This window comes from Pontibacillus sp. ABV4_188 (assembly GCF_056311905.1).
In genome coordinates this window covers 377,775-398,892 of sequence record NZ_CM149975.1, presented here as the reverse complement: position 1 = coordinate 398,892, position 21,118 = coordinate 377,775, and the positions used below count along the sequence as shown (strand labels likewise).

19 protein-coding genes and 2 riboswitches are annotated in these 21,118 nt (G+C 42.9%); of the genes, 9 read left to right on the top strand and 10 right to left on the bottom strand.

The window, feature by feature from the left end:
- Window position 1: 1 nt before the first annotated feature.
- The 6 genes from ACYX4O_RS02140 to ACYX4O_RS02115 are packed head-to-tail and all read right to left on the bottom strand — an operon-like array spanning window position 2 to window position 4,701.
- On the bottom strand, window positions 2-610 hold the full coding sequence (locus tag ACYX4O_RS02140) for an NAD(P)-binding protein (protein ID WP_476354162.1): 609 nt from the start codon (window positions 608-610) through the stop codon (window positions 2-4).
- 12 nt (window positions 611-622) lie between these two features.
- Window positions 623-1,381: a sirohydrochlorin chelatase gene (locus ACYX4O_RS02135; protein WP_476354160.1), complete on the bottom strand. Its 759-nt coding sequence runs from the start codon at window positions 1,379-1,381 to the stop codon at window positions 623-625.
- A 14-nt stretch (window positions 1,382-1,395) separates the two neighbouring features.
- The gene (cobA, locus tag ACYX4O_RS02130; protein ID WP_476354158.1) at window positions 1,396-2,154 is read right to left on the bottom strand and encodes a uroporphyrinogen-III C-methyltransferase; all 759 of its coding nucleotides are present in this window, start codon (window positions 2,152-2,154) and stop codon (window positions 1,396-1,398) included.
- A gap of 35 nt (window positions 2,155-2,189) precedes the next feature.
- On the bottom strand, window positions 2,190-2,783 hold the full coding sequence (gene cysC, locus ACYX4O_RS02125) for an adenylyl-sulfate kinase (protein ID WP_476354156.1): 594 nt from the start codon (window positions 2,781-2,783) through the stop codon (window positions 2,190-2,192).
- 18 nt (window positions 2,784-2,801) lie between these two features.
- Window positions 2,802-3,953: a sulfate adenylyltransferase gene (sat, locus tag ACYX4O_RS02120; protein ID WP_476354154.1), complete on the bottom strand. Its 1,152-nt coding sequence runs from the start codon at window positions 3,951-3,953 to the stop codon at window positions 2,802-2,804.
- A gap of 22 nt (window positions 3,954-3,975) precedes the next feature.
- Window positions 3,976-4,701 (bottom strand): phosphoadenylyl-sulfate reductase, encoded by a 726-nt coding sequence (locus tag ACYX4O_RS02115; protein ID WP_476354152.1) that lies wholly within the window; start codon window positions 4,699-4,701, stop codon window positions 3,976-3,978.
- 91 nt (window positions 4,702-4,792) lie between these two features.
- Window positions 4,793-4,899, bottom strand: a riboswitch (SAM riboswitch).
- A 154-nt stretch (window positions 4,900-5,053) separates the two neighbouring features.
- A riboswitch (SAM riboswitch) is annotated at window positions 5,054-5,160 on the top strand.
- Window positions 5,161-5,284: 124 nt separating this feature from the next.
- Here ACYX4O_RS02115 and ACYX4O_RS02110 point away from each other — a divergent pair.
- Together ACYX4O_RS02110 and ACYX4O_RS02105 are read left to right on the top strand one after the other, a co-directional pair.
- Complete coding sequence (locus ACYX4O_RS02110; protein WP_476354150.1) at window positions 5,285-6,178, top strand: sulfite exporter TauE/SafE family protein; 894 nt, start codon at window positions 5,285-5,287, stop codon at window positions 6,176-6,178.
- An 88-nt stretch (window positions 6,179-6,266) separates the two neighbouring features.
- Window positions 6,267-7,148, top strand: coding sequence for an NAD(P)-dependent oxidoreductase (locus tag ACYX4O_RS02105; RefSeq protein WP_476354149.1), 882 nt, complete (start codon window positions 6,267-6,269; stop codon window positions 7,146-7,148).
- A 72-nt stretch (window positions 7,149-7,220) separates the two neighbouring features.
- On the opposite strand, the gene ACYX4O_RS02100 is transcribed toward ACYX4O_RS02105, so the two are convergent.
- Window positions 7,221-8,522 carry an aldehyde dehydrogenase gene (locus tag ACYX4O_RS02100; RefSeq protein WP_476354147.1) on the bottom strand — a complete coding sequence of 434 codons (1,302 nt, stop codon included), beginning with the start codon at window positions 8,520-8,522 and terminating at the stop codon, window positions 7,221-7,223.
- 322 nt (window positions 8,523-8,844) lie between these two features.
- Between ACYX4O_RS02100 and ACYX4O_RS02095 the strand changes: the two genes are divergently transcribed.
- The 6 genes from ACYX4O_RS02095 to metA all read left to right on the top strand — a co-directional run bounded on the left by ACYX4O_RS02095 (window position 8,845) and on the right by metA (window position 14,090).
- Window positions 8,845-9,669: a Cof-type HAD-IIB family hydrolase gene (locus tag ACYX4O_RS02095; RefSeq protein WP_476354145.1), complete on the top strand. Its 825-nt coding sequence runs from the start codon at window positions 8,845-8,847 to the stop codon at window positions 9,667-9,669.
- A 129-nt stretch (window positions 9,670-9,798) separates the two neighbouring features.
- Window positions 9,799-10,197, top strand: a complete 399-nt coding sequence (locus ACYX4O_RS02090; RefSeq protein ID WP_476354143.1) for an RDD family protein — start codon at window positions 9,799-9,801, stop codon at window positions 10,195-10,197.
- Window positions 10,198-10,435: 238 nt separating this feature from the next.
- Complete coding sequence (locus ACYX4O_RS02085) at window positions 10,436-10,762, top strand: PadR family transcriptional regulator (RefSeq protein WP_476354141.1); 327 nt, start codon at window positions 10,436-10,438, stop codon at window positions 10,760-10,762.
- 4 nt (window positions 10,763-10,766) lie between these two features.
- The gene (locus ACYX4O_RS02080) at window positions 10,767-11,516 is read left to right on the top strand and encodes an HAAS domain-containing protein (RefSeq protein ID WP_476354139.1); all 750 of its coding nucleotides are present in this window, start codon (window positions 10,767-10,769) and stop codon (window positions 11,514-11,516) included.
- 224 nt (window positions 11,517-11,740) lie between these two features.
- Entirely contained in the window at window positions 11,741-12,841 is a 1,101-nt protein-coding gene (locus ACYX4O_RS02075; RefSeq protein WP_476354137.1) for a thermonuclease family protein, read from the top strand.
- A 319-nt stretch (window positions 12,842-13,160) separates the two neighbouring features.
- Entirely contained in the window at window positions 13,161-14,090 is a 930-nt protein-coding gene (metA, locus tag ACYX4O_RS02070; RefSeq protein ID WP_476354135.1) for a homoserine O-acetyltransferase MetA, read from the top strand.
- 371 nt (window positions 14,091-14,461) lie between these two features.
- Here metA and ACYX4O_RS02065 read toward each other — a convergent pair whose 3' ends face one another.
- A complete protein-coding gene (locus ACYX4O_RS02065) occupies window positions 14,462-17,281 on the bottom strand; it encodes a UPF0182 family membrane protein (protein WP_476354133.1) in 2,820 nt (939 codons plus the stop codon).
- Window positions 17,282-17,916: 635 nt separating this feature from the next.
- Between ACYX4O_RS02065 and ACYX4O_RS02060 the strand changes: the two genes are divergently transcribed.
- A complete protein-coding gene (locus ACYX4O_RS02060; protein WP_476354131.1) occupies window positions 17,917-18,822 on the top strand; it encodes a nuclease-related domain-containing protein in 906 nt (301 codons plus the stop codon).
- Window positions 18,823-19,286: 464 nt separating this feature from the next.
- Here ACYX4O_RS02060 and ACYX4O_RS02055 read toward each other — a convergent pair whose 3' ends face one another.
- Together ACYX4O_RS02055 and ACYX4O_RS02050 are read right to left on the bottom strand one after the other, a co-directional pair.
- Window positions 19,287-20,075 carry a hypothetical protein gene (locus ACYX4O_RS02055; protein WP_476354129.1) on the bottom strand — a complete coding sequence of 263 codons (789 nt, stop codon included), beginning with the start codon at window positions 20,073-20,075 and terminating at the stop codon, window positions 19,287-19,289.
- Between the two features lie 45 nt (window positions 20,076-20,120).
- Window positions 20,121-21,113, bottom strand: coding sequence for a tetratricopeptide repeat protein (locus ACYX4O_RS02050; protein WP_476354127.1), 993 nt, complete (start codon window positions 21,111-21,113; stop codon window positions 20,121-20,123).
- Between the last annotated feature and the right edge of the window lie 5 nt (window positions 21,114-21,118).

The following is a 21,118-nucleotide window of genomic DNA, read 5'->3' as shown; positions in this document are numbered from 1 at the left end:
CTCACCACCTTTGATCTATTGCTTCTTTAAATTGGCGCTGTTCTTCCTCATCCCTATACCGTTCCTCTACAATCTCGCGAAGAAGCCTTCTTTTTTCCCCTTCGTCCATAGAAGAGTGCTTAATTTGTTGCCTACATTCATATAGAAAATCCACATACGCCCCGTAGTCGTCATAATGCTCCCTGATTTTTGATAAAATCGATGAGGTGAGTCCAGGACTCGCCCCAGCCGTTGAGACGGATATGGTAAGCTTCCCTCTCCTAAATAATCCTGGGAAAGTGATATTCCCTCGCTCCGCATTTGTGGCGTCATTAATTAGGGGAATAGGAGCAGCTTCCTGAAGTACTCTCTCATTCACCTCTTCGTCATCTGTCGCCACAACCAATAGAAACGCCTCGCGAGCATCGCTTGCTTCAAACCGCTTATTAAGCCACCGAACCTTGCAAAGGCTGACCAACTCTTGAAGGGAGTCCGTCACGTGCGGGCTGACGATGGTAACCATAGCCCCATTTTCAACCAGGGCTTTAGCACGTTTCCAAGCAACTTTTCCTCCCCCAATAATGACAGCACAAAGGCCCGTCGTTTCCACCATTAAAGGAATCTGGCTCATCTTTACTCCCTCCTATGTCACTCTCATCTGTTGGTCCCATTCCTCACTGACAAGAGCTTCACGGACTCGGTCTGCAAGTGCCTGAATCATAATCGGATGGTCACCAAGGTAATGAGTCATTGTAATGGGAACCCCTTCTTGTTGAAGACTTCCCACTCTCTTGTCCATGGATTGAATTAACTTGCCAGTAAACCATAAATATGGGACCACGACCGTCTTCTTTTTGGATTTGATTGCCCGCTGGATCCCTTCCTCGAAAGTAGGAGAACAAGCGGCAAGATAACATACATCAACAGATGCTCCGGCTATTTCTTCACCTAGCCAGCTTGCAATCTGTTCAATAGATGCTTTTGTTTCAGGATTGCGACTGCCTCTTCCAACCAGGACAAGGTGAAGGTCTTCTTGGAAAGATGCGACCTCTTGAATCCGGTCGACTAATACACTCGTGATCCGCTTCTGCACGCCTAGAGGCTTGCCGTATTTGAATCGAATACCTGGGAAAAGGGACATGCCAGCTTTTATTTCATCCGGTATATCGTGATAGTAATGACCAGCACTTAGCAATAAGACAGGGACAATTGTGATGTCTGTTGCCCCCTTCTCGACAAGACGCTTAATCCCCTGAGCCATCGTTGGTTCGGCTAATTCCAGAAAGCAAATTTCAACTAACGGAGTAGCCACTTTTTGATGCACTTGATGAATGTAGGAAACTGCTTCTTCTTTCGTTTCCTCTACTCTACTTCCGTGACTAACGTACAGAACAGCTTCCATTATCATCTTCCTTTCTATCCCACAACGAGAGGCTCAATAGCTGGCAGGCTTTCAAACCATTTCAACTCTTCTCGTAATTTTACGACCTCTCCAACTACAATCATGGAAGGATTTTTCATACTTTTAGTGGCGTCGACAATATCTTGAAGCGTCCCCGTTACCGTTTGCTGCTCTTCTGTTGTGCCCCAGTGAACGAGAGCGATCGGTGTATCAGCAGGTCGACCATGATGGATTAGCTTGTTACAAATCTTTGGAAGATTCCTTACTCCCATATAAATGCACAAAGTATCTGAGCTCTTTGCCACATGCTCCCAGTACTCATCTTCCTCAAGGTTAGTGACGCCTGTGATAAAGGAAACAGAAGAACTGTAATCCCGATGAGTTAATGGAATCCCTGCATAGGCAGGAGCAGCCACCCCTGACGTTATGCCTGGCACAATTTCATACGGAATACGTGAAGATGCTAGCGCCTCTGCTTCCTCACCGCCTCTGCCAAAGATAAACGGATCGCCTCCTTTTAACCGAGTTACCGTCCTCCCTTTAGAAGCATACTTGCACAACAAGTCATTAATCGACTCCTGTGATAAAGAAGGATGATCAGGGCTTTTGCCACAGTATATGAGTTCCGCATGCGGACGCGCTTCTTTCAGTAAATCTGCATTTATAAGACGATCATATAAGACCACATCTGCTTCTTGTATTGCTCGTAATCCTTTCACCGTAATGAGTTCAGCATCCCCTGGACCTGCACCTACGATATACACCTTCGCCATCAGCTCTCACTCCTTCATGTAGTGGACGTTGTCTTCTACACCCAGCCTTTTTGTTTTAAATAATCGATCACTTGATTTGCACAGGTTTCAATATCCCGCTCGTGTGTATGGAGAACCAACTCTGGGGAAGTTGGTGCTTCGTAAGGGGCATCAATTCCTGTGAATCCTTTAATTTCACCGCTTCTCGCTTTCTCATATAACCCTTTGGGATCTCTCTTCTCACATTCTTCTAACGGACAATCGACAAAGACTTCGATAAAATCTCCTTCAGGAAGCAGATTACGAACTCGGCCGCGATCCCCTTGATAAGGAGAGATAAACGCTGTTAGCACAATCGTGCCGCTGTCCGCAAACAATTTCGCAACTTCCCCGATCCTACGAATATTCTCTTCTCGATCTTGAGCTGCAAAGCCAAGATCTTGATTTAATCCGTGCCTTACGTTATCTCCGTCTAACAAATACGATTGGAGGTGCTTCTCGTATAACTTCTCATTCACGCGGTTAGCCACACTCGACTTTCCTGAACCAGATAGACCGGTAAACCAGATTACTCCACTATGGTGCCCGTTTCGTTTTCGATAATGATCAACCTGCAAGGAGGCGTCATGCCATGTAAGATTTGAACCCATATTTATCACCCTTTCCGTTTAAGATTGAACAGAAGAATCTGTCCTAAGTCCTTCTATGAGTACATCTGCAATTTCTGGACGACTAATGGTTTTAGGCGGTCGCTCTCCATTTCGAAGCAGTTCACGGACCTTAGTTCCAGAAAGAATAACGTGCTCTTCTTTTCCATGAGGGCAAGTTTTCCCAGATACCATGGCTTCACAAGCCTTGCAATAGAAACTATGTTCAAAGAATAAAGGTGTAATTCCTAATTCTCCTTTGTCAAAATGGGAGAAGATCTTCTGTGCATCGTACGTACCGTAATAGTCACCAACACCAGCGTGGTCTCTGCCAACAATAAAGTGAGAGCAGCCAAAGTTCTTACGGACAATAGCATGGAATATGGCTTCACGAGGCCCTGCGTATCTCATCGCAGCACTGAAGACCGCTAAGACGACTCGGTTGTCAGGATAGTAATGCTCTAGTAACACTTGATAACTCTGCATCCGTACGTCCGCCGGAACATCATCACTCTTTGTCTCTCCGACTAAAGGATTCAGGAAAAGGCCATCCACCGTTTCAAGTGCTGCCTTTTGAATATATTCATGCGCTCTGTGCACAGGATTTCGCGTTTGGAAACCGACAACTTTACTCCAACCAAGCTCTTCAAAGCGTTGTCTAGACTGAGCTGGGTCTAAATAAAACCCTTCATCGTGCTCGCGCTCGGAGCGTTCTATAAGAACAATCTCACCTGCCACATAATAATCAGGGCGCGCAAAGAGCTTTTTCACTCCTGGATGCTCTAGTTCAGTCGTTAAGTACACTTGCTCTGCCTCTTTTGTCTTATTCGGCTGGTACACCTCCGAGACCTCAATATAGCCATACACCGTGTTTTCTAAATTCAGCTCAGCTACATCGCCTTTACTCAACTGTTTTGCTTTCTCCTCATCAACTGGAAGCGTAATCGGAATGCTCCAAGGTGTTCCATCTGATAACCTCATCCGGTCCACAACTGATTCATAATCTTCCTTACTCAAGAACCCTGTTAACGGACTATAAGCGCCGTTGGCTAATAGCTCCAAGTCACTTAACGCCATCTTATCGATCGAGATGCTCACATTTGCTTCTGGCGCTTCCTCTTTCGTACTCCACTGATTCACTAATGTTCCTCCGTGCGGTGCAATAACTGTCATATTCATTCCTCCCAAAAATTGATTAATCTTGGTTTCCTGTCGTGTGAAGACCACACTCTGTCTTATTAAATCCTTTCCACCTGCCTGATCGTCCGTCTCCTTCATCTGGAGATGTGCATGGCTTACATCCAATACTCGGAAAGCCTTGATCATGCAAAACATTGTAATCCAAGTCGTTTAGTCGGATATATTGCCATACAAAATCCCACGTCCAATAAATTAAAGGACATACCTTTACAGACTGGAATCGTTCATCTTTATTAACAAAGTTTGTGTTCTTACGACTTGCTGATTGTTCCCGCCTTAAGCCAGAAACCCAGGCTGTTGCACCGCTAAGTGTATCTTCAAGTGGCTTAATCTTTCGAATGTAACAGCACTGGTTCGGGTTTTTATTCCACAAAGCTGATCCATATTCTTCAGCTTGCTCATCTAGTGTTAAATCTGGCTTTCTCATTTCAATATTCAACTGAGGGTACCTGGCCTTGACCTTATCGATTAGTTCATACGTTTCTTGAAAATGAATTCCTGTATCCAAGAAAACAACCTTCGCATCGGGTTTTACTTTCGAAATCAAGTCAATCAATACGATTCCTTCAGCTCCAAAGCTACAAGCATACACAATCGAATCTCCGTAGGTTTCATACGCCCATTTCAATACCGTTAAAGCACCTTCCACCTCATTATCTGGTCGATAAGAGGCGAATGGATCGCCTGTGAACTGCTCATACGTTACGACTTCTTGTGTCATAAGCTCCTCCCTCCTTGCTTTTAATCGAATACAAAAACCTCTCTTCTTAAAGACAAGAAGAGAGGTTCACTCTGCTATACAGTGACCCATCTTCTTATCTTCCAAGTATTTCACTTGCTGGAGTTGGCACAGTATCTCTAGATCAGACCCGTTGCCGAGGCTTCAAAGGGCCAGTCCCTCCACCTCTCAGGATAAGAATTTCGGTTATCGTTTGCTGAATATTTTATTATCCAAAATACTATGCCCCATAGAAGAATATGTCAACAATTTATTCAAATTTTTATAATTTTATAAATATGTTGACAATTATCTGGCTGTATTTTACATTAGAAACTATTCAAATTCGAATACGTCCTTATACAGAGCCGGGGGAGGAAACTGGTCTTACGATCCCGCAGCAACCTCTTGCTTAAAGAAGAAGGTGCTCCGTCCAGCAGAAACAGTTCTGAAAGATAAGGAGAAGGTACTATTCACCTCTTCTTACATAAGGGGATTTTTTTATGTCTATACTCGCTTAGCTTTATTTTTTTATTTTAATCCCGAGTAAAAAGATAAGAATAATACATTTAGGGGTGAACGTATTTTGAGGAAACTATTAATCTTTGCTTTTGTAGGTTTTTTTGCTCAGTTAATTGATGGTGCTTTAGGTATGTCTTACGGATTAAGCTCTTCTTCGCTTTTGCTAGCTTATGGAGTAGCTCCTGCAGTGGCGTCTTCATCCATACATATGTCTGAAATTGCTACAACGGCCGTATCTGGTTATTCCCATTACAAATTTAAGAACATTGATAAGTCATTAATCCTGCCACTCATCCTACCTGGCTCGATTAGTGCCTTTTGTGGAGCAGCCTTTTTAAGTAGTCTTCCTGGCGATGTTATTAAGCCATTTGTCTCATTCTTCCTGCTCCTACTTGGTGTCTACATACTCATACGCTTCTTACTACTTAACGTTGAGCGTTCAAAATCAAGACCAACCCTTTCCCCTAAAAAGCGTTTCATCTATCCACTCGGGTTCGTAGCCGGATTCCTAGATGCCATCGGTGGAGGGGGATGGGGGCCTGTAAACACCCCGATCTTATTATCCCAAAAAGGAGCCACCCCAAGGAAAGTAATCGGGACAGTCGACACCACAGAATTCGCCATTACAACATCCGCCACACTTGGCTTTATATTATTTCTCGGATGGGAAGAATTTAGCTGGTTATGGGTCATGGCCTTTGTCATAGGAGGCGTGGTCGCCGCTCCCCTTGCAGCTTGGCTTGTTCAAGTGATCCCAGCATTAATACTTGGTGTGTTAGCGGGAGGGTTTATCGTCTTAACAAACCTACGGACGTTACTCTTAACGGTGGATTTAGATACAACTTTAATTTATATGATTTACGGCATTCTTGTGGCAGCTTGGTTAACGGTGGTTGCGTTCTCAATACGGAAGTACATTCGAATTAGAGACTACGGGAAGTCTTATGTGAAACAGTAGGGTACGTATGCCACAGCCCCATTTCCTGTAATCCCCACCGCCTACCTGCTATACTAAACGTATTAAATCAGTGGGATGGTGAATACATATGAACAAAACAATTGGCTTTATCGGAACGGGTGTTATGGGGAAAAGCATGATACGAAACTTGATGAAAATAGGGTTTTCCGTCAACGTGTATACCAGAACAAAAACGAAGGCAGAAGACCTAATTGCTGAAGGTGCTTCGTGGAAAAACGATGTGGCACAGCTCGCTGAAAGCTCAGATATTATTATTACGATTGTGGGATACCCAAGTGATGTGGAAGAAGTGTACCTTGGAGGCAACGGGATTATCCAACATGCGAAATCCGGTTCTTATCTCATTGATATGACCACCTCCTCACCTCAGTTAGCTCAACAAATCTTTGACACAGCAAAAGAACATAACCTTCACGCGTTCGACGCTCCTGTATCAGGTAGCGACATTTACGCGGAGCAAGGGAAGTTAACGATTATGGTTGGCGGAGATAAGAAATACTTCAAAGACGTTCTCCCGGCTTTTGAAGCGATGGGCCAAAATGTCGTCTTGCAAGGCCCGGCTGGATCAGGCCAACATACGAAGATGTGTAACCAGATTGCTATTGCCTCTACGATGATGGGCGTTGTTGAAGCCATTACGTATGCCGAGAAAGCAGGACTCGATCCCAAAACGGTTCTTGAAAGCATTCAGCACGGTGCAGCAGGCAGCTTCTCTCTATCTAATCTAGCACCACGAATGATCGACGGAAACTTTGAACCTGGCTTCTACGTGAAGCACTTCATTAAAGACATGAACCTCGCCATCGACTCAGCTGATAAAATGGAGTTACCCGTCCCAGGCCTAAAACTGGCTAAAGATCTATATGACCGTTTGAGTGAAGCTGGCGGGGACAATGACGGGACTCATGCGCTTTATAAGTATTATAAGATGATGGCGAAAGAACAATAGAATAGATCTTTTTCAAAAAATAAAGGCTAGGAGTTCCCTTGATACGGAGGGTCTCCAAGCCTTTTTTATGACTTATTTATTGGAACGCTTAAGAATGCTCTTAAAGTGTGTGAATGTGTCAAAGCTAGCTTTACCATGGTAAGCACCCATGCCGCTATCACCCACACCGCCAAATGGCAGGTAGTGCGTCGTCATATGATTAATGGTGTCATTAATCGCACCGCCACCAAAGGAAATGTTGTTCAGTACATCGTCTTGCACCTCTTGATCATCAGAGAAAAGATAAAGGGCTAATGGTTTTGGACGATTTAGAACTGTATCAATCGCTTCTGAAGTCTCTTCGTACGTCAATACCGGAAGGATCGGGCCGAAGATTTCACCTTGCATAACAGAGTCTTCAAACGAAATATTGTCTAAAACCGTTGGCTCAATAAACAGCTGAGAGCGATCTGATCTTCCACCTACAGCCAAGTCTCCATTATCCAAGAAGTTGTACAGACGATCGAAATGTCGTTCACTCACAACGTGATTATAGTCACTTGCAGAAACGTTTTCTCCATACGTGCTTGTGATGGCTTCTTTGATTTTAGCGATTAATTGATCTTTAATACGACTATGAGCAAGAACATAGTCTGGCGCTACGCAAGTCTGACCCGCATTGGCGAATTTACCGCCTGCAATACGTTTTGCTGCTTCATCAAGATCCGCATCTTCATGCACAATGGCAGGGCTTTTCCCTCCAAGCTCAAGTGTTGTAGGGGTTAAGTTCTTCGCCGCCGCTTCTGCAACGATTCTCCCTACACCTGTACTACCTGTGAAGAAGATATAGTCAAAGTCCTCTTTTAAGAGAGCTGTACTTGTTTCGACTTCCCCTTCAACGACACATAAATACTCTCTTGAGAAATTGTTATTGATCATATTTGCTAATAGATTGGATGTGTTTGGCGTTAATTCAGATGGTTTTAAGACCGCTGTGTTTCCAGCCGCTACTGCCCCCGCTAACGGAAGAAGCGCAAGCTGAACCGGATAGTTCCACGGAGCAATGACTAGGGCGGAACCATAAGGCTCAGGTGTGATAAAGCTTGTAGCCCCCTCGTGTGTTGATGGCGTGTCTACTTCTTCCGGTGTGGACCAATTCGCTAGGTTCTCAATCATATAATTGATTTCCGCTAGGACAAGTCCAATTTCTGCACGTTTCGTTTCCCCTTCAGGTTTATTCAGATCCACTTTAAGAGCGTCTAGAATATCCTGCTCATGGGTTGTCATAAGATCTTTCAATTTATTTAAAATATCGATACGGTATTGTGTATCTTTCGTCTTCCCAGTACGGAAGAATGACTTCTGCTTTTGCGTTAGTTCTTGATAGTTTTCCATCATCGATTCTCCTTTAATATGTCTTATTCAAGTTGAGTATTTTATTTAATAAAATTTCTAGATTGGTTACTTGTGTTATTTAAAGAATGGAGCGTGCATATAAAGATACGCTTCTAGTACTGTATGGTCAATTTATTTGTTTCGAAATGCGAAATAATTGCCAATCTCAATATTTTATCAAGGGTACAAGAGCTATTAAACAAGCCCTTATCCACAATCTCCCTCTACTTCATATGAAAGACCCTTCCCCATTTCTTAAGAATTCTAGTAAAATGACAAATAGATACAAAAAGAAGCTAGATAAAGAGAGGATTATGCACGCATGTCTTACAAAATGATCATTCTAGACTTAGACGATACATTACTTGGCAATAACCACAAGATATCACAACGAAATAAAGAGGCCTTAATGAAAGTACAAGAACAAGGAGGAAAAGTAGTACTCGCATCAGGGCGACCTACTTATGGCATGGTGCCTTTCGCTAAGGAACTTTCCCTTGCTGAATACGGAAGCTTCATCCTCTCCTTTAATGGCGGGAAGATTATCAACTGCCAAACCAATGAAGAGTTCTTTAGTCAGACGCTAAGTGTAGAAGCCGTTCGTCGACTAAACGAAATCAGCCAGCGAGAAGGCGTTCAGATCCACACGTACGTTGGGGACGAGATTGTCACCGCAGAGGATAACCCTTACACTTCCATTGAATCGGATCTTACAGGTCTTCCGATTAAACACGTCGACTCGTTTATGGACGGTGTGACTGAACCCGTTGTGAAAGTGCTAATGGTTGGAGAACCTGAGCACCTTCAAACTGTTGAAAAGAAACTTCAAGCAGAACTAGGGGACGAATTTAGCGTTATGCGCTCTAAGCCTTTCTTCCTTGAATTCACAGATAAAGGCATTACTAAAGGAACAAGCATCGAGAAACTAATTCAAGAAGTTGGCGTGAAGCGCGAAGAAATTATTGCCGTTGGCGACAGCTATAACGACCAGGAAATGATTGAATTCGCAGGCCTTGGCGTCGCAATGGGAAATGCTCCAGAGGATATTAAAGAGGTTGCTGATTTTGTAACAGATACGAATGTGAACCACGGCGTTGCACAAGTGGTTGAGGAGTTTCTGTTGAAAGAGCACTTCACTCATAAATAACAAAACGTTGCAAAGTAAATCAGGACGCAGGGAACCTTCAAGGTCTTTCCACAAAAATATGTGTTAAAGTGAAACGCTTTTGTCTTCCCCTTCGTATAGTACAGATCCTATAAAAAGGGGGAGAACTTATTGAAGCCTATCACGAAAAAACGTTTTAAAGCTGTTTTAATTGATGGAACAATTTCAGGTGTCATTTCACTAGGAGTGGAGCAATTTCTTCGAAAAAAAGTAAAGAAGGAATGGGTCCACGCTGTTGTGACCCCTACAGTTGTAATGTGGGGACTTGAGTATGCCTTGCTCAGGAACAACCAGCAGACATTTGGTTATAAGGCGATGGGACTGACGCTTGAGTCCGAAGATAGTGAGGAACTCTCACCAGAACAAATAATGAAAAGGATCGCTTACCGAGACACACTAAGCCCATTCCTCTTTTTGATCAAGCGTAAAAATTTTGAAGCACAAGATGGAGCAACACTTCCACATGACCGCATCGCTCATACGACGGTAAAAGAAATCCCGAAGAACTAAAATTAGTTCTTCGGGGTTTTTTACATTGATCAAACGTTTGATCAACATAGGGACCAGGGGACAGGTCCCTTGTCCCGTAATTGAACATAACACTTGAATTTCCATCTAATGTATATTATCTTTAAACTACCATGTATAACAAAGTAGTTGAAGTTTCTAGATGGTTATTTTTTTGACCAACTATATTGTATTACAAGTTAGTTGGCGAAAATCAACCTATTAAAAAGGAGGAACGTGATTGTCTTCAAGTCAAATTCTAAAAGGGATCCTCGAAGGATGTCTTCTCTCGATTATTGGTAAAGGAGAAACTTACGGCTATGAAATGATGGAAAAACTACATGCCTCTGGGTTCACTATGGTTAAGGAAGGTAGCATTTATCCCCTATTACTTCGATTGAAAAAAGAAGGCCTTGTAGCAACGACTCAAAAGAAGGTGCCCTCAGGTGGACCGAAACGAAAATATTACTCGTTAACCCCAAAGGGCGAGGAAGAACTAGAAGAGTTCAAGAAAAGATGGAGTGATATTTCAGATAGTGTTGATTCTTTATTAAGAAAGGAAGGGTAATGAAATGAAAGTGTCTAAAGAAAGTCAGCAATTTCTAGATAACCTAAGAATCTACCTAGTTTCCAGCGGGAAGAATGAACAAGAAATTAATGAAATCGTTGAAGAGCTAGAAGATCATTTATACGAAGCGGAGAGAAACGGAAAAGATGTAGAAGATATCATAGGTCAGTCCCCAAAAGAGTACATGAATCAGGTAGCGGATGAAATGCCACTTGATCTTAAAGGAGTGCTAAAGTATATCCCAATCATCTTCCTTGGTGGCTTATCGTTTATTTTAATAGATGACGCGATTAACGGTACTATGGAATATTCTTTACTTGAGCTCATCGGCTATCCCTTCATTTTCTTTATCAACCTTTTTATTATGTTTAGACTTGCTTTGAGATATTTAGCGGTCACCTCATTATCTGAAACCAAGCAATGGCTCTTTTTATCTCTGCTTGGAATTGTCCCTGCCTCCCTTTTCATTGTGATTTATTACGTAGATCGCTCATTTGGAACCCCTTCGATTCAATTTGGAACAGTAGGTGTCACGGTAGCAGTCGCTTTTGCCATAGCTACCCTTATCGGAATCGCTCTATGGAGTAAATCATGGGTAACGATTATCATTCCAATTCTTCTGTTCCTGCCAAGAATATTTATTAATATGACAAGTATTGAAGACGATACAAAGCTCATTGTTTCCGGCATCCTCCCTCTTGTGTTGGTTGGTATTTATCTATTGATTGTGTCTAAGAGAGAGCAACATAACTGACGGTGCCCCCTGCTTCCAAACGCGCTTTTGTTCCCCTTTACGAGTACTTTGCTCAAAAAAGGTCATTGATCGCCCGAATCAGTGACCTTTTTATTGTGTATTTCTTATAAATTTTCAACAATCTAGTCCCAAGAGACCTTCACTCTTTCCTCATTGGTTTTGATCCGTCACCGTCACATGCTTTATAATGAACGCTAATGTAAAAAAACGTTTGGGGGATTTTTTTGTATAATGTATTGCTCATACTCGTGCTGTTGTCTTTCTTTGGATTGATAGTAGGTTTAATTGCACCTAAACTAGCAATCTTCTGGAACAAAAGACAGGCGAGTCGAAAAAAAGTAGTTAAGATTTATCCAGCCATTTTTGCCATAAGCATGATTCTAGGTGTACTCACCGCTCCTCCCCTTGAAGAGGATAAAGAAGAGACTACTGTCTCTGACAAAGTGGAGCAAGAGGCATCGGAGAAAGATGCAAAGGAAAAGGCTGCTAGTACCGACAAAGAGTCTAATGAGGATCAGGATAACGATAAGCAAAGTTCAGAGAGTTCTAAGCAAACCGAGAGTAAAGACTCCTCTGAAGAAGAAAACGATAAAGATCCGCAAAGTTCTCCAGTAACTTCCAAAGAGAACGACTCTGAAGAAAAAGAAGACTCCCCTTACGAACAAGCGACGGTCTCAAGGGTAGTAGATGGAGACACCATCGAAGTTACATACAATGGTACAACAGAAGACGTACGCCTATTGCTTGTCGACACTCCTGAAGTGAAACACCCATCAAAGCCTGTTCAAGAGTTCGGGCCAGAGGCATCTGCCTATGCAAAGAAGATGTTAACACCAGGAACAAAGGTAGAGCTAGAGTTTGACGGTCCGAAACGCGATAAATATGACCGGCTGCTTGCTTACATTTGGGTAGATGGACAAAACTTTAATAAAGCGTTACTTGAAAACGGATATGCCCGATTGGCTTACAGGTATGACCCTCCTTATACCCATTACGAAACATTCATGAAAGCACAGAATCAGGCCAAATCTCAGAACCTAGGCATATGGGGTGTAGAAGGAAACTACGTTCAAGATGATGGATTCCATCAGGAAGTTCTCGTATCAGAAAGTGCCGAGGAAGAAACGCAACAACAAGAAACAACTAAAGAACCAAACCGAACAACCAGCTTACCCTATGACCCGAATGGACCCGATCGTGACTGTGGCGATTTCGACTCTCACGAAACGGCACAAGCATTCTTTGAAGCTGCTGGCGGACCAGAAAAGGACCCCCATCGCTTAGACGGATCAGATCAAGACGGGCTAGCTTGTGAGAGTTTATAGTGGGACGGGGGGACAGGTACCTTGTCCCTATTTGGGGCATCTGTTACCTTTTGTCTCTTTTCCCACTGAAAAAGGTAAGAGACAACACTCTTCTCTAACCCCTATGAGCACTTCGTTTTAGGAAAAGGTCACTGATCAGTTAGATCAGTGACCTTTTTTGTTCTTTCTCAATCGAAAAGGTCACTGATTCTCTTCCGCTTCTCGGATTTGGGATAAGAACAAGAAACTTATCCACTGATCGTATTAGGGATGGTGAATACAATAAATTTTGTTATAATAGATAAAATATTGAAAAAGTTTAAAAGAGGGGTGAATGCGAATGCCTATTAATATACCAGAGCAACTTCCGGCTAAAGACATTTTGGAGAAAGAAAACATCTTTCTCATGGAAGACCCACGCGCCAATAACCAGGATATCCGACCGTTGAATATCCTCATTCTGAACTTAATGCCAGAGAAAGAGAAAACCGAACGCCAATTGCTTCGTTTACTCAGTAACTCACCATTACAAGTTAACGTCGAATTCATACACACGTCTACATACGAATCGAAAAATATTAGCAAGTCCCATTTGAGTCAGTTCTACAAAACGTATGATGACATTAAAGAGAAAAATTACGACGGGATGATTATTACTGGCGCTCCTGTCGAACAACTCCCTTTTGAAGAAGTCGCTTATTGGGAAGAGCTCACTAAAATTATGGAATGGACAAAAACAAACGTCACCTCTGTGCTTCATATTTGTTGGGGAGCTCAGGCAGCTCTGTACCATCACTACGGGATTGAAAAGTATGAACTGCCCGAAAAAATATCTGGCGTCTTCCAACATCGTATTATGAATGAGACGAATAAGTTAGTCCGCGGAATGGATGATGCGTTCCTGGCCCCTCATTCAAGATACACCGATGTATCAGAACAAGAGATTCTTGCAAACGACCGTTTAACACTACTTGCTTCTTCAAAGGAAGCCGGGGCACTATTGATGATGTCTAACGATGAGAAGCATGTGATGATTACAGGTCATATTGAGTATGAATCCACAACACTAGCAGAAGAGTATGAGCGCGATGTAGCAAAAGGGCTCGATGTCAACGTTCCATCCGGCTACTATCCAGACGATGACCCTGACCAGAAACCTCTCAATCGCTGGCGATCGCAAGCTTATTTGCTGTTTTCGAATTGGCTGAATTACTGTGTTTATCAGGAGACTCCTTACGAATGGGGCACCGAAGATTTGTGGAGCATTTAGTGGGCCGGGGGAACAGGTACCTCGTCCCAATGAGGGCCGGGGGGACAGGTACCTTGTCCCATGGGGGCATCTACTACCTTTTGAACTCTTTCTCACGGTAAAAGGTCACAGAGAGCGACACTGTCTTACCTTTCAAGCTTAATATACTTTAAAAAGGTCACTGATAGCCTCGCTCTCTTACCTTTTGAGCACAAAAACCTATTAAAAGGTCACTGATCGGTTAGATCAGTGACCTTTTTTCATTTCATCTACCTCATAACGTCACAGATCCAGTCACCTGTACTCCCCCTATCCTAAAAAGTGGGACACGGTACCTGTCCCCCTTCCCATCAAAAAAAGCCCGCCCCAATGAAGGGCGGGCAGGTCATCATTTATTCTTCTGTATCAGTAGAGGTATCTTCAGAGTCCTCTTCCCCATCAAGCTCCGGCTGAGAAGGTTGTTGTTCTTGTTGAGCTTCTTCCAACAAGGACTGAATCTCCTCCATAATACGTCCGGCTTCCTGATAGTTTCCTTCTGAGGTTTGTTCCTGATACTGATCAAATAGATCGGATACTTCTTGAAGCACTTGATTTGATTCAAACATGTCTCCTGTATCAGGGGTCTCGCCTTGTTCTCCTTCCCCTTCTCCTTCTGGCGCTTCGCTGTCAGGATCAATACGGGATAGCAAGACTTCTAAAGCACGGTCAAAGGTCGGTTCCATCACAATCTGGTTCTGATAGGCAACGATGACCTGTTTGACTTCTGGTAAAGATGTTTCATTAGAAGATTTAATATAAATCGGCTCTGCGTAAAGGATCGTATCCTCAATTGGCAGGACTAATAAGTTCCCTCGGATAACTTCAGATCCACCTTGGGACCACAAGTTCAATTGCTGTGATATGTCACTGTCCTGATTAATTCGGTTCTCAATCTGCTGAGGACCATAGACATTTTCCTGTTTCGGGAATTCGTAGATCATCATCTCCCCGTAATTGTCACCGTCATTTCGAACTCCCATCCAGGCGATCATATTTTGACGGTTTCGTGGAGTAAATGGCGTCATGAGTACGAATTCTTCTTCCTCCGCTTCAGGAAGACGCATCGTCACATAATAGGGTTCCATTGTGACATCATCGTTAAAGTATTTCTCAGTTGGAATTTCCCAGTAATCCTCACGATTATAGAAGACTTCAAGATTTGTCATATGATAGGTTTGGTATAGCTGTGACTGGATCTTGAATAGATCGATCGGATAGCGGAAGTGACTGCGAACATCTTCAGGTACTTCTTCTGTGAACAGGTCTGGGAAGATGTTTCGGTACGTCCCAAGCAAAGGCTCTTCAGGGTCTACCACATAAAACGTTGCTTCCCCTGTATACGCATCTACTGTTACTTTCACCGAGTTACGGATATAATTTTTACTTCCTTCGTATGATTCAGAGTACGGATAATTGCTCTCTGTTACATACGCATCAATCATCCAGGCCATTGTGCCATCATCCCTGACGAAAATGTATGGATCCTTGTCATACGTAAGAAACGGCGCAATGCGCTCAACACGATCCATTATGTTACGTGTCTGAAGCATTTGGCTATCCCCTGACACTTGATCCGAAACAAATAATCGGAATGATCCTTCATCAAGGGCAAAGAGTGCTCGGTTAATGCCAGATAGCGGAATGCCTGTATCGGCTTCAAAACGGTTCGACTTGTTCTCATCACCAGAAGGATAATCAAACTCGTCGACTCCACTATTTACGACAACCGTGTCATATTGCTCTTCACCAAAGTAAACTTGCGGTCGTTTAATCTCAAGCTCCCCTTGAGGAGGCAAGTTCTGGACCATATACTCCGGTTGGCCCTGTGGCGTAATTTCATGAACGTTACTCATAGCAATTCCATAACCATGCGTATAACGAAGGTTCTGGTTCACCCATGTTTGGGCTTGCGACGGTAAATCGGACGTATTCAATTCACGAGCTCCTAGGAAGACTTGCTGGTACTCCCCGTCTATGTTGTAACGATCAATATCAATATCATTAAATTCGTAATACGTACGGAACGTTTGCAGCTGATTGTACACATCAAGGATTGGTCGACTATCGTTAATGCGAACATTATTAATCGTATCCTGATTTCGCTCTACCATCTCACGATCAAGTGTATCCGCTCCGGGATGCTGAGCTTCTGTCATATCGTCAAGCTCGTAAGCTGTACGTGTCATGGAAAGATTCTCTTCTAAATAAGGACTTTCTTTAGAGTATTCATTGGGCGACACGACGAAGTTTTGTACAATCATAGATGCCCCTTGTGCGATCAATCCTACGGCGATATAAAGAATGATCGGTAAAATCATACTCTTCCAATTGCCGCGGAACAAAGAAATGATCACCCAAATCGTGCCAAGTAATGCGATACCAGCGAGAACGTATGAGGCTGGATTGTTAATCACATCATCCGTATAGCTTAAGCCATGGACAACACTTTGCTGCGCTACATTGACCTGATTGGTAAGTAGTGAATAAAACGGTTCAAGTACATGTTGTGCTGCTAGTAACACGCCAATAATCGCTAGCGTCGTACCGAGATGCAATTGCGCCGTACGACTTGTGCGATACATCGTGAAAACGGAATACAATCCAATTTCCACGAACAAGAAGAAAATCGCAAGACCCAAAACAGTGGATAGCGCAAATTCTATAAATGGCAGCACGAACATATAGAAGGATACATCACGATCAAAGTGTGGATCGCTTACACCGAATGACTCATAGTTTAAGAACTTAAGCCATGGCTCCCATCCCACTCCTTGTACGATTGTACTTCCGACTAGTCCAATGAATAGAGCCAAAATAAGTACCAACGTTCGACTCCACTTCTTACTCGTAACAAGGCTCGGTAACTGCCCTTCATTAAAGTGCCTTAGATAAGATTTCCGTACCCAACTAAACGTAAAGTAGGTACAAACGGAGAAGAGGATAAAGCCAACAATCCCAAGCATAAATTTGCTCGTCAGAATCGTCATGTAGGAATCCTGGTACCCCACTGTCCCCATCCATATGTATTCTGTAATCCAGTTTAAGGACAAAAGAGTGAGAACCAACAAGGCAATGACAACAACCCCTATCTTCCCAAACCATCCTCCAAACTTTTTCATCTTTTTATTTCCACCAGAAGGAAACCCTCTGACGTTACTCGTCTCGTTGTCCAAACCAACGCCTCCTTTTTTATCTATACCTAACTATACGATTGAGAGTAAAAAATGTTTCGTGATTCTTTAGTTTGACTATAACGGAATGCCGAGGTGTCTGCAATCAAAGGATGGGTCGTTTTGATCAAACGTTTGATCAATTTTTTATAGAGGGTTTCGCAGGCGTCCGGAGGGCGGGTGGAAGGGGGATCTGTGACCTTTTGATTACTTTTTGCTAAGAAAAGGCTCTGATCGGGGGGTCTCTTTTACCTTTTGAAAGGTTTTATGTATAAAAAGGCACCGATCACTTGCTTCAATTACCTTTTGAGTGTTTATATTCTTGCAAACGTAACTGATTTGAAATATCTATTACCTTTTTATTTTAACTTTCTTTAAAAAGGACTTTGATCAGTGATGCCCCAGTGGCGGCGCGGCGGATCAGTGTCCTTTTAATATATCAATTATTAGTAAATGGGCATTGATCTTGGTCTTCTCTTACCTTTTAAGATCTTTTATGCATAAAAAGACTTTGATAGCTTGTCTCTCTTACGTTTTGAAAAGTTATACCCATGAAAAGGTCCTCGACCAGGGAGCTGATTGTCCTACCCCCACCTATGCTATACTCTAAATATCCCGTACCAGAAAGGAATGAAGCTATGTCGATATATAAACTTCGAACAAAGCCAATCCACTTAGCCACTTTAGAAATCCTTCAAAGAAGAATGACACTCTCCCCAAGAGCAAGTAACGACTATTCACGTTGGCTTAAAGGCTTCGAAGGAGAACAACGCTTTGATCAATTCATCGAACCATTCACCCACAAATCGTATTTACTACATGACCTCTTGTTAAAAAAACATAATACAACCTTCCAAATCGATTCCCTGCTGATTACACCTGAGAAAATTTATCTTTTTGAGATCAAAAACTACGAAGGTGATTTTCTCTACGAAGATGATAAATTCTATCGCTTACCGAATACTGAAATCCTTAACCCGCTCCATCAGTTACAAAGAGCCGCTGCACTACTTGGCCAACTATTAAAGTCCCATGGACATACGATACCAATTGAAGGATACGTCATTTTCATTCACCCGCACTTCCACCTTTACAATGCTCCCCTTACACCATCCATCATATTTCCCACACAAATAAAACCCTTCCTAGAACAACTCAAGACGGCTTCACTGCTCACTTCTTATCATGAACGACTAGCGCGGGACTTGAATGACCTCCACCTCTCCGATTCTGCCTTAAATGAAATACCGTCCTATACGTTTGATTCATTGCAGAAAGGGATGAGCTGCTTTCAATGCCTCTCCTTTTCTATTCACCTTAACGGCCACAAGTGTCTTTGCGAAAGTTGTGGCGCCACCGAAGCTTATAGGGATGCGCTTTTGAGAAATGTGGACGAGTTCAAGATGCTTTTTCCTGAGGAAAAGATCAGGACAAAGCTCATTTATGAATGGAGCGGGAAACTCGGAAGTTATAAAAGGATACGCACCGTGCTTCAGAAGCATTTCAGGAAAAAACGTAATACTCGATGGATGTACTTTGAATAGGAACTAGTATATACGTGCGGATCGATGACTCTATAAAGACACTCCACAAAAAAGGGAACTGATCTCTGGCTTCGCTTACTTTATAGCGCCTCACACTACAAAAAGGGCACTGAGTAGGTGCCTCCCTTACTTTTCAGCTGACTAATCAAATAAAAGGTCACTTATCTAGTCCCTCAGTGGCCTTTTTGACGTTTATTCTCTTCACAACGTCATTATTACCCTGACCTCCGACCAGGCCAGTTTCCCCCTGGTGATCTCTTACCCTTGTTGGATTTTTACTAAAAAAATGTCATTGATTACTTGCCTCTCTTACACTATAGACCGTCCATACTACAAAATAGACACTGACTAGACATCTCTCTAACCTTTACAGCCTGCTGATCAAGAAAAAGGTCACTGACTAGTTCTATCAGTGACCTTTTCGTCCTTATTCTCTACCAAAATGGACCTCAGTCGTACGAACCTCATTCACTCACCTTCGTCATCCACTCCGATAACTCTTCAAACCGACCATTTACACGATAAAATTCCGCCTCTTCCTTCATCTGAACATTCCTTTTAAAGCTACAAGCCTTTCTACTCTTAATCTCATCAGCATAGTCCTTCAATTTATACGCCATCTTCAACGTATCCCCATAAATCTTATGAGTATCCCAGCGCTCATCTTCCCCCTTACAAGCAACCAACCTCGAGCCTGAACCCCCTCTGTATTCCACTTTCCACGTATAGTTCAGCTCCAGTTCACCTAGATATTGCTTTTGTATAATCTGAAACCACGCTCCGCTATACACACCAGAGAATTGAAGGTTAGGAGCGAATTTCAGATGCCCGTCGCAGCCTGCTAGACATGGGATCCCCGCTTGGTTGACCGCCTTCACGAGGCTTGAAATGTATGGATCAAGCTTCAACGCATCAACCTTCAGTCCATGCTTTCGGTTCACGAACGCTCTCCATCTGAAGTGATAGCCTTCCATACTGACAGGGAACTCCTCACCACGGTAAGCTGTAATCTTCTTCATCAAAATGACCGGGAACTTATTCGTGAGCAGTTGAAAACTATTGCCATTCCAGAAGATCGGAATGTTCAAGCTGTTCAGGAGTCTCTTCACATCTACTAGATCCGCCTTCGAACTTCCACTCGCCAATGCTAAAAATGGACCATCCTTCTCCACCAAGAATCCTCTCATCTCAAGCGCCTCACGTAACCTTTCTTGACCGTCCATCTTTTCTAGGGAAAATAAATTTGATCTCATATGATCGCCTCCTCATTTATTACCCTAAGTATAAAAGAAAGAGGATTACAAAATTGTAATCCCCTCGTGTGACCTGACACCTCTACGGCTATTCTGCTTATAGTGAACATTGCCTTTCAAACATTCGTGATCCCAAACATAATGACCATTCGTCATCTTCAGAAGTTGTTTCCCATCAATGCCGGTTGCTTTTTCTATATCTGAGCGAATACTTCTGACCATTCTCGGAACATAAGAAGAGGACATTTCACTAGCATTATACTCCCAAAGCACCTCAGAAAGCTGAGCTACTGTTAACCCATCTTTACTTAGCATAACTGCTTCTAATATTTGCGTATTTACAGTTGAAAAGCTGACGCATTCCTCTGACCCATTTAGCTCAGTGCGGTATGGATGAATAATTAAAACCGCGCGTTCACCGTTTGATACGCTATATTCTATGTCATCCTCTGTTTCCACCAGCGTCCCATGTTGCTCAGTAAGAGGGATATAGCCCTTCTTCTTAGAAACTTTAATTTTCGCTTGGTAAGGTGTGAGAAAAGTGGAGAGAACACGATCCTCCCTTGCTTTCTCTTCAACTCTAAATAAGTAGCTATACGCATCCTTAAATAACAACAGCCTGTAATAACAAAGCGCCATGTTACAGAACAACTTATAGCTCTGTTTATCATCAAGCCCTAATTTAAGCGCGCGTTCTGCATAAAATAGGGCGCCTTCATAGTTGCCTTTTTTCTCTAATAAAAAAGATAGGTGATAACAAGGTCGAGGATCTTCCGGGGCAATGTAAGCCGCCTGCTTCAGGTTACGGACGGCACGTTCAAAGTTTGAGAACTTCATCTTTTCATTTCGTCCAAGGTTTAAATACAGCCTAGAAAGCTCCTGTAAGTATTCACTCTTATTCTGCTTATCTACTTCTATACACTTCTCGTAAAGCGTAATACCAGACTGAATCCACTCCTGCTCTTCCTCTTCTTCATCGATACCCTGCATGTTTTCCCAATCGTCGAGCTGTTGTTTTAATTGAAGGATGTTTTCCACGGGCG